Here is a 15,319-nt window from a genome sequence, read left to right as displayed (position 1 = left end):
GTGAATTCGATTGAGCGCGCTAAAGCGCCACTTTAGCCGCCGCGAATATGCAGTCGCACCGATTTTCGAATTTTCGGAGCGAAAGCGGGAGGTTAGCCGCCGCTCATCGACTGCAGTTTTTGCAGCGCGTCGCGAAGGGCGGCCTCTGTCTCGTCCGCCTGCTCGCGGGTCGAGAGGGCGACCGCCGCATTGCCCTGGCTCACATGCATCGGTGCAGGGCGGTGGTGCCGGGTGAGCGCTTTGAGGGCTTCGGCGATCACCGGTTCGGCTTGCCCACGCAAGTCGGGATTTCTTGCGATCATTTCGCGGCGATCTGCCAGCGCACCGGCGAAGCGTTCCACCAGCTCTGCGAGGCTCAATTCCTCGACACTGCGTTCGCGCAGCAGATCGATGCCCTGTGCCGGGGTGGTCGGTGCGTAAGTGTCAAGAAGGTCGGCCTGCTCGTCTTCAGTGCCTTCGCTTTCGAATTCCGGTTCAGGGTCATGCTCTTGATTGAGGTCATCGTCGTGATCGTCGATCGGACTGTCGAAAGCATCGACCCCCAGGTCGCTGACATTGATGATGGATGGGGCAGGAGTATCGCCGAACGCATGTTCTTGCGTTTCGGGCTCATCGCCGAACGCATCTTCATCGTCGACGTAATCAAATGGCAGGTGGTCGGCTTCGTCGGCGTCCGGGTCGTCCTGGCTGACTTCCTGCTTGGCAGGACGGCTGGTGAGCCGTGCAAGGGCGCGTGCCGCAATGAAGCCGGTGATGGCGCCGACACCAGCAAAGCCGAGCGCCAGCAGCATGCGTGCCGTATTACCCAGCGGAGGCGCGGCAGCAGGTACGAAATCGGCAATGCGCAGTCGCGCTACCAGCCCTTCGATCAGCCCGACCGGCAACACCATGATCGCGAGGCCCATGAGCGCCGCGACCCACAGGCTGAGGATCAGCGCAAACGCCGGATGGCGTGCAATCGTGGTTTTAGCCTGTGCTGGTTTCGATCTGGCCCGAATCATCGAATAACCGTCCGTCTTGCGTTGAGGCTCAGGTCAGGCCGCACGCCTGCCTTCACCGCTTTGCCTGCTGGCTATCAGGTCGTGGTAAACGAGGAGATAACGCCCGACATTAGTTGCCCAGTCGTGGCGCTGGCGGACGTGATCGAGTGCAGCCGCTTTCATCGCAGGCCAGTCGGCCTTGTGAGAAAGCAGGTCCGCAAGCGCGTCGGCGCACCCCTCGGGGTCGTCGGCCGGGAACAGCGCTCCGTGAACGCCGCCCGTCATCAGTTCGCGATGCCCACCCACGTCCGAGGCTGCGACGAGGCGTTGCTGCGCCATCGCTTCCAGCGGCTTCAGCGGTGTCACGAGATCGGTCAGGCGGCTTTTCTTGCGCGGATATGCGAGGACATCGATCAGCGAGTAATAGCGCTCGACTTCGGAATGCGGCACACGGCCCGTGAATACGACCGAACCCGGATCGGGCAGGGCGCGGGCTTGCGCACGCAAGGCCTCGTCCATCGGACCGCCGCCGACAAGGAGCAGGCGCGCGGCCGGATACTCTTCGCGCAGCAAAGGCATGGCTGCGATCAGGTCGTCCAGCCCCTCGTAATCGTAGAAGCTGCCGATGAAACCGATCACAGGGTCTCCTGCCGAAAAACCGAGTTCGGCGGCAAGTGCTTCGTCCCTATCGACAGGTTCGCCGAACAGCGACATGTCGACACCGTTGGGTGAAATGCCGATCTTTCCGGGAGGAAAGCCGCGCTCGATCAGGTCGTCGCGCAAACCGTGGCAGATGGTGAATACGGCATCGGCCCCTGCAACGACGCGGTTTTCGAGTGCGCGTGTCAGGCGGTATTTCACGGAACCTTCACGCCCGGTGCCATTGCCGACAGCCGCATCTTCCCAGAATGCGCGAATTTCATAGACCAGGGGAATATCGTGGCGCTGGGCGAGCCGCATTGCTGCCTGGCCGCAGAGTGCAGGCGAATGGGCATGGATGACGTCGGGGCGCCAATCGGCGACGACTTTCTCCATTTCGTCTGCGAAACGAGAGATTTCTCGCCATTCGCGCAGTCCGGGAGGACCATCGGCTGCGCCCGGCGTGCGATGGAACAGGAGGCCGTCGGCTTCTTCGACCGGCGGACCTTCCGCAAAATGCCTCAACCCTGTGACGCCGCGAACGTCCAAACCCGCCGCCTGCTGGCTTTTCAGGATGGCGCGCGTGCGGAAGGTGTAGCCGCTATGGAGCGGGAGCGAATGGTCGAGGACGTGCAAGATGCGCATGATGGCAGGGTATGTGCCACAGATGTGCTTAACGGGCCGTCAACTGCCTGCTGATAGACGCGGTGCAGGGGATGCGCATGGTGCGCCCTCGCCGAAGCAGGAAAATGCAGCTCCAGTGATCGACTATTTCGCCCTTGCCCTGGCCCATGGACTGCTCGTCGTCGCGTTCCTGCGACTGGCGACACGCGAGGGGCTGGATGCCGAAAGCGAAACTGCCGCCAGTGCAGAACAGGTCGTCGAGCCTGACGAGATCGGTTCGAAGTCGCGCCGGCAAAGGGGCAGGCGCCGGCCGTGATCGACCTCGTCTTCCTCGCCTTCATCGGCTTCATCCTCGTTCTCGGGCTGCGTCGTCCGTATCTCTGGGTGCTGGCCTACGTCTATATCGACATCCTTGCGCCGCAGCGGATCGGTTACGGCATCATCCAGTCGGTCCCGGTTTCGCTGATCGCATTCCTCGCGGCGTTCGGCGGATGGTTGTTCCTCGACAGGAAAGAGGGCGCTCGCTTCACATTGCGCCAGGGCCTGATGCTGGCGCTGTTGCTCTATTGCGCCTGGACGACTTCGCACGCCGATTTCCCGGTAGAGGCGAAGGAGAAATGGGAGTGGGTGTGGAAGGCCCTTGTCTTCGCCATCTTCCTGCCGCTCACCATCACTACCCGCCTTCGGATCGAGGCGCTTGGCCTGGTCATCATCCTGACCGTTGGCGCCATCGTTATCAGCGCAGGGCTCAAGACGGTGGGCGGGGGCGGCGGCTATGAAAGCCTCTACTTCTTCGTCAACGACAATAGCGGGATCTACGAAAGCTCCACGCTGGCGACGGTCGCGATTGCGCTGATCCCGATGATCGTGTGGTTCACGCATCACGGCACCGTCTTTCCGCCGGACTGGCGAGTGAAGCTCTTCGCCTATGCCCTGATCTTTGCCTGCCTGCTCATTCCCGTCGGGACAGAGGCGCGAACCGGCCTTCTTTGTATCGCAGTGCTCGGGGTCATGGCGCTGCGAGATGTGAAGCGCCGCCTGACCTATCTCGTCGCGGCCGGGGCGCTCGGCCTCCTGGCATTGCCGTTCCTGCCGCAAAGCTATTATGAGCGCATGGCGACACTGGGCAGCCCGGGGGGCGATGAAAGCGCTTCTACGCGCGTCGCCGTCTGGGAATGGACGATAGACTACGCCAGCGAGAGGCCGATGGGCGGAGGCTTCGATGCCTTTCGCGGCAACAGCTTTACCTATGTGATGCCTGTGCGAGAGAAGAACGCCAATACTACGGTGATCGAATATCGCGACGTCACCGACAATGCCCGCGCATATCATTCCGCAATCTTCGAAATGTTGGGCGAACAGGGCTGGCCGGGCCTCGCCTTGTGGCTCTGGCTCCAGGGGCTGGGCGTCTGGCAAATGGAGAAACTGCGCCGCCGCTGGAAGGATCGCACCGGTCCTGACGAACAATGGCAGCGCCCCCTTGCCATCGCCTTGCAGATGGCGAGCGTCATCTATCTTGTCGGTGCATTGTTCCAGGGCATCGCTTACCAGCCGGTCGTGCTGATGATCCTGGGCATGCAGATCGGGTTCCATTCCTATTGCCAGCGGCTCGATTCGAGCAGGAACGTCGAAAAGCGGCGCCCGCGCCGGGCATTGCACGACACGCGTGCCGTAGCGGCAGGTTGACGTTTACGGAAACTTGATTGCGCTTCCGGTCTCCATGCGCCATGAGTCCCGCCGACGCGGCGAGACTCGCCGCATGCGCAATGAGAGGAGATCCGCATGACCCCGCAGGAATTGGCAGCGAAGACCGGAGAGAACATCGGCACCAGCGAATGGGTCGAGATGAGCCAGGAGCGCATCAACCAGTTCGCCGATGCAACAGGTGACCACCAGTTCATCCATATCGACGAGGAAAAGGCCAAGATGACGCCGTTCGGCGGCACCATCGCCCATGGCTTCCTGACCCTGTCGATGATCCCCTACCTCAGCGCCAACAGCGACATGCCGCGCATCGACGGCGTGAAGATGGGCGTGAACTACGGCGGCAACAAAACCCGCTTCATTAGCCCGGTCCGTTCGGGCAAGCGCATCCGCGGCCACTGGAAACTGGTCGAAATGATCGAGAAGCGCCCCGGCCAGTGGCAGCAGACCAGCGAAATCACCATCGAGATCGAAGGCGAGGACAAGCCCGCCCTGATCTGCGAATGGATCACGCAGCTTTTCGTCTGATTATCCAGCCCGGCTGGCGAGAACGCTCGCCGGGCAACCCTCCCCGGGTGATCGGAAACCCAACAATCTAAGGAATATTCAATGTCTCGCGACGCAGTCATCGTATCAACCGCCCGCACCGCCATCGGCCGCGCCTACAAGGGGGCCTTCAACGCCACGCCCGGCGCCACGCTCGGCTCCTATTCGCTGGCCGCCGCTATCGAGCGCGCCGGTATCGAAGCGGGCGAGCTGAAGGACGTGATCTGGGGTTCGGCCCTGCAGCAGGGTGCGCAGGCCGGTAACCTCGGTCGCCAGGTCGCGCTTCGTGCAGGTTGTCCGGTGACGGTTTCGGGCATGACGATGGACCGCCAGTGTTCGTCGGGCCTGATGTCGATCGCGACTGCAGCCAAGCAGGTGATAGTCGACAACATGGATATCGTTGCAGGCGGCGGCCAGGAATCGATCAGTCTCGTGCAGACCAAGGAAATGCGCGTCATGCCCGACCCGCAGCTGCTGGCGATGCACGGCGCGATCTACATGCCGATGCTGCAGACTGCTGAAACCGTTGCCCAGCGTTACGGCATCAGCCGCGAAGCGCAGGACGAATATGCCCTCCAGTCGCAGCAGCGCACCGCCGCGGCACAGGAAGCCGGCAAGTTCGACGATGAAATCGTGCCTGTGACCACCACCATGAAGGTGCAGGACAAGGAAACCGGCGAAATTTCCGACGTCGAGATTACGGTCTCGAAGGATGAAGGCAATCGTCCGTCGACCACGCTGGAAGGTCTTTCTTCGCTCCAGCCGGTTATGGGCCCGGGCACCACGATCACGGCGGGCAACGCCTCGCAGCTGTCGGACGGTTCGTCGGCCAGCATCGTGATGGAAGCCAAGCTCGCCGAACAGCGCGGGCTGGAACCGCTTGGCCGTTATGTCGGCATGGCCGTTGCCGGCACCGAGCCCGACGAAATGGGTATCGGCCCAGTCGTCGCGATTCCGGCGCTGCTGGAACGCACCGGCGTCAAGCTGGAAGACGTCGGCCTGTGGGAGCTGAACGAGGCATTCGCCGTGCAGGTCCTTTACTGCCGCGACAAGCTTGGCATCGATAACGACAAGCTGAACGTCAACGGCGGCTCGATCTCGATCGGCCACCCCTATGGCATGACCGGTGCCCGCTGCGTTGGCCACGCCCTCATCGAAGGCAAGCGCCGCGGTGCGAAGTATGTCGTCGTGACCATGTGCGTCGGCGGCGGCATGGGCGCTGCCGGGATGTTCGAAGTCTTCTAAATATCTGCCGTTGTTGCCTTTCGGGGCAATCGGACGCATCCTCCCGCCGTTCCTCGCGGAATTGGCGGGAGTTTTGCGTTTATGGGCATCATGGAAATCATCGGGATCGCCGGGAGCGTCAGCCTGCTTAGCGGCTGGAGGCTCTACCTCTGCATTTTTGCGACCGGCCTCGCGATGCGGCTCGATGCCATTCCGATCCCGGAGCACCTTGCTTCACTGGCGGTGCTCGCCAACCCTTGGGTGATGGGCATCGCGGCGATCGGCGCACTGGCAGAGTTCTTCGCCGACAAGGTCATGTGGCTCGACAGCATCTGGGACACGGTTCACACGCTGGTGCGCCCGGTAGGCGGTGCGCTGCTCGCGCTGGCGATCGTCGATCCTTCCGATCCGGCGATGCAGGTGGTCGCTTTCCTCCTCGGCGGCGGCGCGAGCTTCCTCGCTCATGGTGGCAAGGCGAGCGCGCGCGCCGTGGTCAACACTTCGCCCGAGCCGGTCAGCAACGTCGCGGCATCGAGCGTTGAGGACGTCGCGACAGTCGGCCTGCTGTGGCTGGCCTATGAATATCCCGTGGCAGCAGGGATCGTTGCTCTGGTCCTGCTGGTGCTGGTCGTATGGCTGCTGCTGTGGGCGCGCAGGGTCATCAAGCGGATTTTTGTCCGCATGCCGAGGGTCAAGCGCGGCGAGGAATTACCGCCGATAGGATAGCAACGCCGGCTTCAGGCCTCGGGCGGCTTGATCGGAACCAGATCCTCGTCACCTTCGATATCGTCGACGACCTCGACGATCCCGCGGCCCAGGTGGCTGCGGCTGCGGCTATAGGCGAAGTAGAGCACGAGGCCGATAACGCTCCAGACCGGCAGGACCATCATGGCCTCAAACGGGAGGTTTAGGAACAGGAAGACACACCCTGCGACCGCCGCCGGCGCTACAAACCACACCCCCCTGACCTTGAACGGACGCGGTATTTCGGGTCGCTGGCGCCGGAGCACGAGCACCGCAATCGCGACCATGGCAAAGGCATAGAGAGTGCCCGCATTGGCGATGTCCGCTAGCTGGCCGACAGGAAGAAATGCAGCAGCGACCGCCACGACTGCGCCTGTCGCAATGGTGACGATATAGGGCGTGTGCCATTTCGGGTGAACGCGGCTCAGAACCTCGGGCAGCAGGCCGTCGCGGCTCATCACGAAAAAGATGCGCGTCTGGGCAAACAGCAGCACGAGGATGACCGAAGGTAGTGCGAGGAATGCGGCATAGCCCAAGGCATTACCGACCCCCGACCATCCGATCTGGCGCAGCACATGGGCGAGCGCTTCGTCGGAGCAGACCAGGGCTGCCGAAAACTGCGGAAGTGCGCACTGGCGCGCGAGCTCTTCCGAACCTGCCGGAAAGGGAATTCCGCCCGGGCCCATGATCGGTTGGCCGCCGATCGTGCCGATCGCACCAGCTGCAACAGCGATATAGAAGACTGTACAGAAAAGCAGGGATCCGACGAGACCGATCGGCACGTTGCGCTGCGGATCCTTCGTTTCCTCTGCTGCCGTCGAGACCGCGTCGAAGCCGACATAGGCGAAGAATATCGTCGCTGCGGCACCCACTGCCCCTACGCCGCTCCCGAAGCCGCCGAACAGGCCGGCTGGCAGGAACGGGTTGAATTTTTCCGCGTCCACCTGCGGCAAGGTCAGCGCAATGAAGATGGTCAGGGCGGTGACCTTGATCGTGACTAGGACGGCGTTGAACTTGGCACTCTCGCTCGTCCCGATCATCAGCAACCAGGTAACCAGCAGGGCGATGACGAGCGCTGGCAGGTTGATGAATCCGCCCTCGACTCCGCCAAGCGCCAGTGGCCCGCCAGATAGCCACGCCGGCAGATGTATGCCGAAAGTCTCGTTCAGGATCGTGCCCACGAAATAGCCCGACCAGCCGACCGAAACAGCACTCGCCGCGATCGCGTATTCGAGTACCAGCGCCCACCCCACGGTCCAGGCGAGGAACTCGCCCATCGTCGCGTAAGTGTATGTATAGGCGGACCCCGATACAGGGACGGTGGAGGCAATCTCGGCATAGCAGAGGGCTGCCACGATGCAGATGACGCCAGCGATGGCAAAGGCGAGCATGAGGCCGGGGCCGGCCTTCTGCGCGCCTGCGGCTGTCAGTACGAAAATGCCGGTGCCGATGATGCAGCCGATGCCAAACAGCATGAGCTGGAAACCGCTCATCGTGCGCTTGAGCGACTTCTTGCTTGCCGCGGCCAGGATGGCGTCTAGCGGCTTAACACGATCAAGGATCATTATGTCAGGATACCCGTTGACCCGCAGCCGCAACAGCGCGCCCAGCCAGTCAATCACGCATCAATATCACCAGACAACGCGGCCTGCATAGAAGAAAAATATCAGTGCTGCTTGGCGGCGAAAAAGCCCGGCGTCCTAGCGCCGCCAGCCGCCATTTCAGCCGTGCTTGGCGATGAATTTCTCGACCTCGGGTGCAACCTTGGTGCGCCATTTGCTGCCGTTGAAGATGCCGTAATGTCCGGCGCCTTCGGCCATGTAATAACGCTTCTTGCCCTCGGCGAGGCCGGTGGCGAGCTTCAGCGCGGCCTTGGTCTGGCCGAGACCCGAGATGTCGTCGCGCTCACCTTCGACGGCGAGCAGCGCGGTCTTGGCGATCTTGCCGAGATCGACGATCTCACCCTTGTGACGGAACTCGCCATTGGGGATCGAGTGCTTCTGGAACACTTCCTCCACGGTCTGGAGATAGAATTCGGCGGTCATATCGCACACCGCGCGATATTCGTCGTAAAAATCCTTGGTCGCCTGCGCGCTGTCGTCATCACCCACGGTCAGGTGTTTGAACATTTCCCAGTGGCTCATCATGTGATTGCCGAGGTTCATGCTCATGAACGCCGATAGCTGCATGAAGCCGGGATAAACACGCCTTCCGGCACCGCGATAGTTGGTCGGCACGGTTGCGATCACGCTCTGGCGGAACCATTCGATCGGGCGATTCATCGCGTGATCGTTGACCGTCGTCGGGCTTTCGCGCGTGTCGATCGGGCCGCCCATCATGGTGAGCGTCTTCGGCGTAGCGGGCGAATCGTGCTGGTTCAGCAGCGCGGTCGCGGCGAATGCGGGAACGGAAGGCTGGCACACGGCCATCATGTGGGGGCGCTCGCCGCCACCCTCGACGCGGATCTGCTCAAGGAAATCCATCAGGTAGTCGATGTAGCTGTCGAGGTCGAAACTGCCTTCGTGCATCGGCACCAGCTTCGCGTCGGCCCAATCGGTGATGTAGACGATGCAGCTCTGGAGCATGCGCTCGACCGTGCCGCGCAGCAGCGTGGCGTAGTGCCCGCTCATCGGTGCCACGATCAGCAGTCGCGGGGAGGTTTCGGGCAGGCCGGTGTGACGGAAACGCTTAAGATCGCCGAAGGGGCGGTTCATCACTGTCGCTTCTTCGACCGGATGCACCTTTCCATCGACCTCGACCTCGGTGATGCCGAAAGCAGGCTTGCCGTAGCTGGCGGTGGCGTGGGCGAACACTTCGAGCGCATTGGCGGTTATCGGGCCGAGGCTGGTGTATCCCCATGGATTGACCGGGTTGGAGATCATTTCCGATGCGATCGACGCAAAGGCGCTGGCACTGTTGAGCCAAGAGCGTTGCAATTCGTAAGCGTGATAAAGCACGTCATTCCCCTGCTGCGACATTCGTCCACACGCATCTTTTGTGCGCTTGAAAGGGCCAAGGTGGGCCCAACTTCGTCATTGTGCAATGCACAAAATCGATAGTGGTGCCGGAAACCTGCCGAGTTCGCGGTTTTTGGACGTGTAATTTAGCTTGGCGATAGCTACCTGACATGGCGATGGACGTGGACGATACCGAAACCGAGGGGCAGCCCGAACGCCGGGGCTTCATGGCGCGGCGCAGGGAGAAGAAGGCGGGCAAGCCTGCCAAGTCTCTTGGCCCGCTCAAAATGATCTTCAGCCAGGCGGCCAAATATCCGCGCGAGCTGGTCTTTGCCGCCTGCGCCTTGCTGATCACCGCGGCGGTGACATCGCTTGCGATGCCCTATGCCCTCAAGCTGATCGTCGATCGCGGCTTTGGCGCCGAAGGTGAAGTCGGACGCTGGTTCCGCTACCTCCTGCTGCTCGTCGGCGTTCTGGGTCTCGGCACGGCGATCAGGTTCTATTTCGTCAGCTGGATAGGCGAACGGGTGGTCGCCGACCTGCGCCGCAAGGTCCATCGCAACCTGCTGCGCCTGTCGCCTGCCTTCTTCGAGGAAAACAGCCCCAAGGAAATTTCGAGCCGCATGACGAGCGACACGGCGATCATCGAACAGGTCGTGGGAACGACCGTCTCGGTCGCGATGCGCAATATCATCTCGGCGATTCTGGGTACCATCTACCTGTTCTGGCTCGCGCCGCAGCTTGCCGCCTATATTTTCGTAGCGATCCCTCTGGTCGTGATACCCATCGCCGTTTTCGGCAGGAGGCTTCGCAATATCAGCCGCACCAGCCAGGACCGGGTCGCCGACGTGGGGGCGATGGTCACCGAAGTGCTGGCCGGCATGAAGATCGTCCAGGCCTTCGGACAGGAGGACCGCGAAGGCGAGCGTTTCACAGGCGCGGTCGAACGCACCTTTGCCGTTGCCAAGCGGCGTATCATGATTCGGGCAGTGATGACCGCTTTGCTGATCACGCTGATCTTCGGCGCGATCACCGTGCTGATGTGGCGCGGTGCCTCGCTCGTCGCTTCCGGCGAATTGACCGGCGGCACGATCGCATCCTTCATCTTTGCGGGCGTCGTCGTTGCGGGCGCCTTTGGGGCGCTGACCGAGGTTTATGGCGATCTGCTGAGGGGTGCTGGCGCGGCGAGCAGGCTCAATGAATTGCTCAACGCCCGTCCCGAGGTCGCAGCGCCTGCCCGGCCGGAAGCCTTGCCGGTGCCGCCGCGCGGCAGCCTGTCGTTTCGAAACGTCACCTTCCGCTATCCCACCCGCCCGGAAACAGCAGCGCTCAAGGATTTCACCCTCGAGGTTGAACCGGGCGAAACGGTCGCCATCGTCGGCCCTTCCGGCGCGGGCAAGTCGACGATCTTCCAGCTGGTCGAGCGTTTCTACGATCCCCAGGCCGGGACGTTGCGGCTCGATGGCATTCCCCTGACCAAGGCAGATCCGGCCGAAATCCGCGATCGCATCGCTTTCGTCCCGCAGGAAGGGGTGCTGTTCAGCGCCAATGCACGCGACAACTTGCGCTATGGCAATTGGGACGCGAGCGAAGAACAAATCTGGGAAGCGGCCCGCGCCGCCAATGCGGAACAGTTCCTGCGCGATCTGCCCGATGGCCTCGATACCTATCTCGGCGAAAGCGGAACCAGGCTATCCGGAGGGCAGCAGCAACGCATTGCCATTGCCCGTGCCATCCTGCGCGATGCGCCGATCCTGCTACTGGACGAGGCAACGAGCGCGCTCGATGCGGAAAGCGAGCAACTGGTGCAGCAGGCGCTCGAACGGCTGATGAGCGACCGTACCACGCTGGTCATTGCCCATCGACTGGCAACGGTGCGCGCCGCCGACCGCATCGTGGTGCTCGAAGATGGCGAGATCGTGGAGCAGGGAACGCACGACCAGCTGACGCGGGCGGACGGACTTTACGCCCGCCTCGCTCGGCTCCAGTTCGCAAGTACCGAAGCCGCCTGACGCGGCAGTTCAGCCTGCCGCAATCGATGAAGTTGCAAGTGAAACCGACGAGCGACTGCACCCGTATCTCAACTCAACCTATACCGCATTTCAACATGGGCCGAATCTGGCCTCTGATAAATCCATCAAATGTCTTGAAAAGGGGACGCATCTGATGATCCGTAAAACTGCCATTCTCGGCGTGAGCGCGATTGCGCTTTCGCTGGCCGCCGCCAACCCGGCACTTGCCCAGGACCAGGAATCGGAAGAAATCCAGGCTCCGCTGCTGAGCTATCCGCCGATGGGAATCGACACCGAATTGCTCGATACGTCGGTCGATCCGGGCGACGACTTCTTCGCCTATGTGAATGGCAAGTGGGTGGCTGAAACCGAGATCCCTGCCGACAAGTCCTCCTATGGCGCTTTCCACGCGCTCGGCGAAAAATCGCAGCTCGACGTAAAGTCGCTGATGACCCAGCTGGTCGAGGGTGAAGGCTACGCCGCAGGCAGCACCGAACAGCGCCTCGTCGATGCCTACAACGCCTACATGGACGTTGACGCGATCAACGCGAAGGGTCTTGTACCGGCCCAGCCTTATCTGAACGAAATCTACGCCGCCAACACGCTCGACCAGATGGTCGAACTGTTCGCGAAGCCGGGCTTCTCCTCGATGGTTGGTGCCGGTGTCACCGTCGACCGCAAGGATCCGGAAAGCTACATCGTCAGCATCGGTTTCGACGGCATGGGCCTGCCCGACCGCGATTACTATCTTGTCGATAGCGAGCGGAACCAGGAAATCCGCACCAAGTACAAGGAATACCTCTCGTTCCTGTTCGGCAAGCTTGGCTACGAAGATCCGGCAGCAGCAGCCGAAGCCGTCTATTCGTTCGAGCTGGCCACGGCCGCTCTCGAATGGGACCGCGTTGCGCTTCGCAATGCCGATTTGACTTACCAGAAGCACGATCGTGCAGGCATCCTGGCACTCGCTGGCGACTTCCCGCTGGCCAAGCTGCTCGAAGCCGGCGGTTATGGCGATGTCGATAGGTTCGTAACCTCGCAGGTTCCGCCGACGGCTGAAGAAGCTGCCGAGATGGGCCTCGATGCCAAGATGCTTTCGGGCATCGGCGGCGGTCTTCCGGCCTTCATCGACCTCGTCGAGAAGACTCCGGTGGCGACGCTCCAGGCGTTCATGGCGAAGAATTTCCTCGACGCGAATGCTTCGATCCTGCCGAGCGACATCTACGACGCGAAGTTCGCATTCTTCAGCACCACGCTGAGCGGGATCGAACAGCAGCAGCCGCGCTGGAAGATGGCGATCAACACCGTCCAGGGCATGCTCGGCGAACAGCTCGGCAAGGCTTATGCCGAGCGTTATTTCCCGTCCGAGAACAAGGCCGCGATGAGCGAGCTGGTCGAAAACCTCCGCACCGCGCTGTCGCAGAGCGTGACCGAAATCGACTGGATGGGCGAAGCGACCAAGGAAGAAGCGCAGGCGAAGCTCGCCTCGTTCAACCCGAAGATCGGTTATCCCGACGAATTCGAGAACTACGAAGGCCTGACCATCGTCGCCGACTCGCCGCTCGCCAACAAGATGGCATCGGCAGAATGGTACAAGCAGGACAATCTCTCGAAGTTGGGCAAGCCGGTGGACAAGACCGAATGGGGCATCCTGCCGCAGACTGTGAACGCCTATTACAACGCGGTCTTCAACGAGATCGTCTTCCCGGCGGCCATCCTGCAGCAGCCGTTCTTCGCGCTGACTGCGGATCCGGCGGTGAACTATGGCGCGATCGGTGCCGTGATCGGCCATGAAATGGGCCACGGTTTCGACGACCAGGGTTCGAAGTTCGATGCCGCCGGTGCCCAGCGCAACTGGTGGACCGACGAGGACCGTGCGAATTTCGACAAGCGCACCACGGCGCTCGCCGGTCAGTACGACCAGTTCTGCCCTTATGACGAAGGCAAGACCTGCGTGAACGGCAAGTTCACCCTGGGCGAGAACATCGGTGACGTGGGCGGCCTTTCGATGGCCTACCGTGCCTATCGCCTTTCGCTCGACGGTAAGGAAGCACCGGTGATCAACGGCCTGACCGGCGACCAGCGTTTCTATATCGCATGGGCGCAGGTGTGGCGCGGCATGGTCCGTGAAAACTACGGTCGCCAGATGCTTCAGGTCGACCCTCACTCGCCCTATGTTGCCCGCGTGAATTACACGCTGCGCAACCAGGACGCATGGTACAAGGCATTCAACGTCACCGAAGACGATGCGTTGTATCTTGCTCCCGAAGACCGCGTGAAGATCTGGTAATCGGGACGTCCTGCCCGGCTTTCAAACGGGCTCGACGAAATCTGCTTTAACTTGGCCCGCGCTTCAGCCATGGAGCGCGGGTCATGACTTTTCTCCAGCTGCTGCTGATCGCCATCGTCCAGGGGATATCGGAGTTTCTGCCGATCTCCTCCTCCGGCCACCTCATCCTGATTCCCAAGCTGACGGAGTTTCCCGATCAGGGTCCGATGATGGACGTCGCCGTCCACGTCGGGTCGCTTTTGGCGATCATCATCTATTTCTGGCGCGATGCACTGGGGCTGGCGAAGGGCGGTTTCGCCACGGTCGGGATCGGCAAGGACCCGCACCAACGCCGTCTGTTCCTCTGGGTACTCGTGGGCACCATTCCCGCGGTCCTGCTTGGCCTGTTCCTCAAGATGGGCGGCTATCTCGAAGGGTTCCGCAGCACGCATCTCGTCGCCATCAACCTCATCGTCTATGGCATCCTTCTCGGCATTGCTGACAAGTTCGGCAGCCAAGACAAGACTTTCGACGGGCTGACCCTGCGCGATGCAATCCTCGTCGGCCTTGCCCAGTCCCTCGCCCTCATCCCCGGCACCAGTCGATCGGGCTCGACCATGACGATGGCGCGCTTCCTCGGCTATTCGCGGGTGGAGGCAGCGCGATTCTCCTTCCTGCTGGCGATCCCTGCGGTGGCAGGTGCAGGCCTCTTGGCGGCGCTCGACCTGGCAGAAGCCTCGCAACAGATGCAGGCCGATGCGCTCATTGCTGGCGCGCTTACTTTCCTCGCCGCATTCGCCACGATGGCCTTCCTCATGAACTTTCTGAAGAAGGCGTCGATGATGGTTTTCGTAATCTATCGTGTCGCACTCGGTGTCATTCTTCTCGCATTGTTCTAATTCCATCGGTTCGTCGCATTGGCGGAACCAATTACAACTTTGGCTTGTTGTATCGGTTGAACCAAGTTGGAAGAAGGCATGGCATTGATTTTGCTCATCCTGATCGGAGCAGTCCTCGGTTGGCTGTCATCGATCGTAACGCGAACGGAAGATCGCAACGGCGTGCTGACGGAAGTCGGCATTGGCGTTGCATCGTCGCTCGTGGCCGGATTGCTTGCCAATAACGGTTCGATCATCGGCGGCCTCAGCGCCACAGCACTGCTTGCAGCGCTGGCTGGCACGATCGCCGTGCTCGTGGCCTATTATCTGTACCGGCGTAATCGGGCCAACGCCTAATCTCGACCAACTGATTGACTGATCCGGGGATAGGAGCAATCAAGCTGCTACCTGGAATTTTAGAAGGGGAAATGTAATGAAGTTCACCAAATTTGCCGCTCTCGCTCCCGTTGCCGCTCTTGGCCTGACCCTCGCAGCTTGCGACGGTCCGCAGGAAAACGCAGCTGAAGACGCCGGCGAACAGGCTGCAGAAGTCGTCAACGAACAGGCTGAAGCCATGGAAGACGCCGGTGAAATCACCGACGCTCAGGAAGATGCCATGACCGACGCTGCTGAAGACCAAGCTGACGCCATGGAAGAAGCTGGCGAAGCTGCTGACGAAGCTGCTGGCAACTAAGCATCTGCCGCAAGGCAAAGAAAAGCCGGCTCGGGAGCGATCCCGGGCCGG

At 61.6% G+C, this 15,319-nt stretch carries 14 protein-coding genes; 10 read left to right on the top strand and 4 right to left on the bottom strand.

The window, feature by feature from the left end:
* Positions 1–92: 92 nt before the first annotated feature.
* Both AMC99_RS11595 and AMC99_RS11590 read right to left on the bottom strand, forming a co-directional pair.
* A complete protein-coding gene (locus tag AMC99_RS11595) occupies positions 93–1,001 on the bottom strand; it encodes a hypothetical protein (RefSeq protein ID WP_061926720.1) in 909 nt (302 codons plus the stop codon).
* A 33-nt stretch (positions 1,002–1,034) separates the two neighbouring features.
* Positions 1,035–2,267 (bottom strand): TIGR04063 family PEP-CTERM/XrtA system glycosyltransferase, encoded by a 1,233-nt coding sequence (locus AMC99_RS11590; RefSeq protein WP_061926718.1) that lies wholly within the window; start codon positions 2,265–2,267, stop codon positions 1,035–1,037.
* Between the two features lie 112 nt (positions 2,268–2,379).
* On the opposite strand from AMC99_RS11590, the gene AMC99_RS11585 reads away from it, so the two are divergent.
* The 5 genes from AMC99_RS11585 (at position 2,380) to AMC99_RS11565 (ending at position 6,443) form a co-directional block, all read left to right on the top strand.
* The gene (locus AMC99_RS11585; protein WP_061926716.1) at positions 2,380–2,559 is read left to right on the top strand and encodes a hypothetical protein; all 180 of its coding nucleotides are present in this window, start codon (positions 2,380–2,382) and stop codon (positions 2,557–2,559) included.
* Positions 2,556–3,929: a DUF5935 domain-containing protein gene (locus AMC99_RS11580; RefSeq protein WP_061926713.1), complete on the top strand. Its 1,374-nt coding sequence runs from the start codon at positions 2,556–2,558 to the stop codon at positions 3,927–3,929. The genes AMC99_RS11585 and AMC99_RS11580 overlap by 4 nt, the downstream gene beginning before the upstream one ends.
* A gap of 96 nt (positions 3,930–4,025) precedes the next feature.
* Positions 4,026–4,475 carry a MaoC family dehydratase gene (locus AMC99_RS11575; protein WP_061926711.1) on the top strand — a complete coding sequence of 150 codons (450 nt, stop codon included), beginning with the start codon at positions 4,026–4,028 and terminating at the stop codon, positions 4,473–4,475.
* Positions 4,476–4,556: 81 nt separating this feature from the next.
* On the top strand, positions 4,557–5,738 hold the full coding sequence (locus AMC99_RS11570) for an acetyl-CoA C-acyltransferase (RefSeq protein ID WP_061926709.1): 1,182 nt from the start codon (positions 4,557–4,559) through the stop codon (positions 5,736–5,738).
* Between the two features lie 81 nt (positions 5,739–5,819).
* The gene (locus tag AMC99_RS11565; protein ID WP_061926707.1) at positions 5,820–6,443 is read left to right on the top strand and encodes a DUF4126 domain-containing protein; all 624 of its coding nucleotides are present in this window, start codon (positions 5,820–5,822) and stop codon (positions 6,441–6,443) included.
* An 11-nt stretch (positions 6,444–6,454) separates the two neighbouring features.
* Here the strand turns inward: AMC99_RS11565 and AMC99_RS11560 are convergent, their stop codons facing one another.
* Positions 6,455–8,026 carry an amino acid permease gene (locus AMC99_RS11560; RefSeq protein ID WP_061927976.1) on the bottom strand — a complete coding sequence of 524 codons (1,572 nt, stop codon included), beginning with the start codon at positions 8,024–8,026 and terminating at the stop codon, positions 6,455–6,457.
* Between the two features lie 156 nt (positions 8,027–8,182).
* Positions 8,183–9,418 carry a polyhydroxyalkanoate depolymerase gene (locus AMC99_RS11555; RefSeq protein ID WP_061927974.1) on the bottom strand — a complete coding sequence of 412 codons (1,236 nt, stop codon included), beginning with the start codon at positions 9,416–9,418 and terminating at the stop codon, positions 8,183–8,185.
* 227 nt (positions 9,419–9,645) lie between these two features.
* On the opposite strand from AMC99_RS11555, the gene AMC99_RS11550 reads away from it, so the two are divergent.
* The 5 genes from AMC99_RS11550 to AMC99_RS11530 all read left to right on the top strand — a co-directional run bounded on the left by AMC99_RS11550 (position 9,646) and on the right by AMC99_RS11530 (position 15,268).
* On the top strand, positions 9,646–11,430 hold the full coding sequence (locus AMC99_RS11550; RefSeq protein WP_061927972.1) for an ABC transporter transmembrane domain-containing protein: 1,785 nt from the start codon (positions 9,646–9,648) through the stop codon (positions 11,428–11,430).
* A gap of 154 nt (positions 11,431–11,584) precedes the next feature.
* Complete coding sequence (locus AMC99_RS11545) at positions 11,585–13,717, top strand: M13 family metallopeptidase (RefSeq protein WP_061926705.1); 2,133 nt, start codon at positions 11,585–11,587, stop codon at positions 13,715–13,717.
* 83 nt (positions 13,718–13,800) lie between these two features.
* The gene (locus tag AMC99_RS11540) at positions 13,801–14,595 is read left to right on the top strand and encodes an undecaprenyl-diphosphate phosphatase (RefSeq protein ID WP_061926703.1); all 795 of its coding nucleotides are present in this window, start codon (positions 13,801–13,803) and stop codon (positions 14,593–14,595) included.
* 78 nt (positions 14,596–14,673) lie between these two features.
* Positions 14,674–14,931: a hypothetical protein gene (locus AMC99_RS11535; RefSeq protein ID WP_157058314.1), complete on the top strand. Its 258-nt coding sequence runs from the start codon at positions 14,674–14,676 to the stop codon at positions 14,929–14,931.
* Between the two features lie 76 nt (positions 14,932–15,007).
* Positions 15,008–15,268, top strand: a complete 261-nt coding sequence (locus AMC99_RS11530) for a hypothetical protein (protein WP_061926699.1) — start codon at positions 15,008–15,010, stop codon at positions 15,266–15,268.
* The last annotated feature ends 51 nt before the right edge of the window (positions 15,269–15,319 follow it).

Origin of the sequence: Altererythrobacter epoxidivorans, from assembly GCF_001281485.1 — a bacterium.
GTDB classification, from domain to species: domain Bacteria; phylum Pseudomonadota; class Alphaproteobacteria; order Sphingomonadales; family Sphingomonadaceae; genus Erythrobacter; species Erythrobacter epoxidivorans.
Note: the sequence above shows the minus strand (reverse complement) of the source record. Positions and strands in the feature narration are given on the sequence as shown.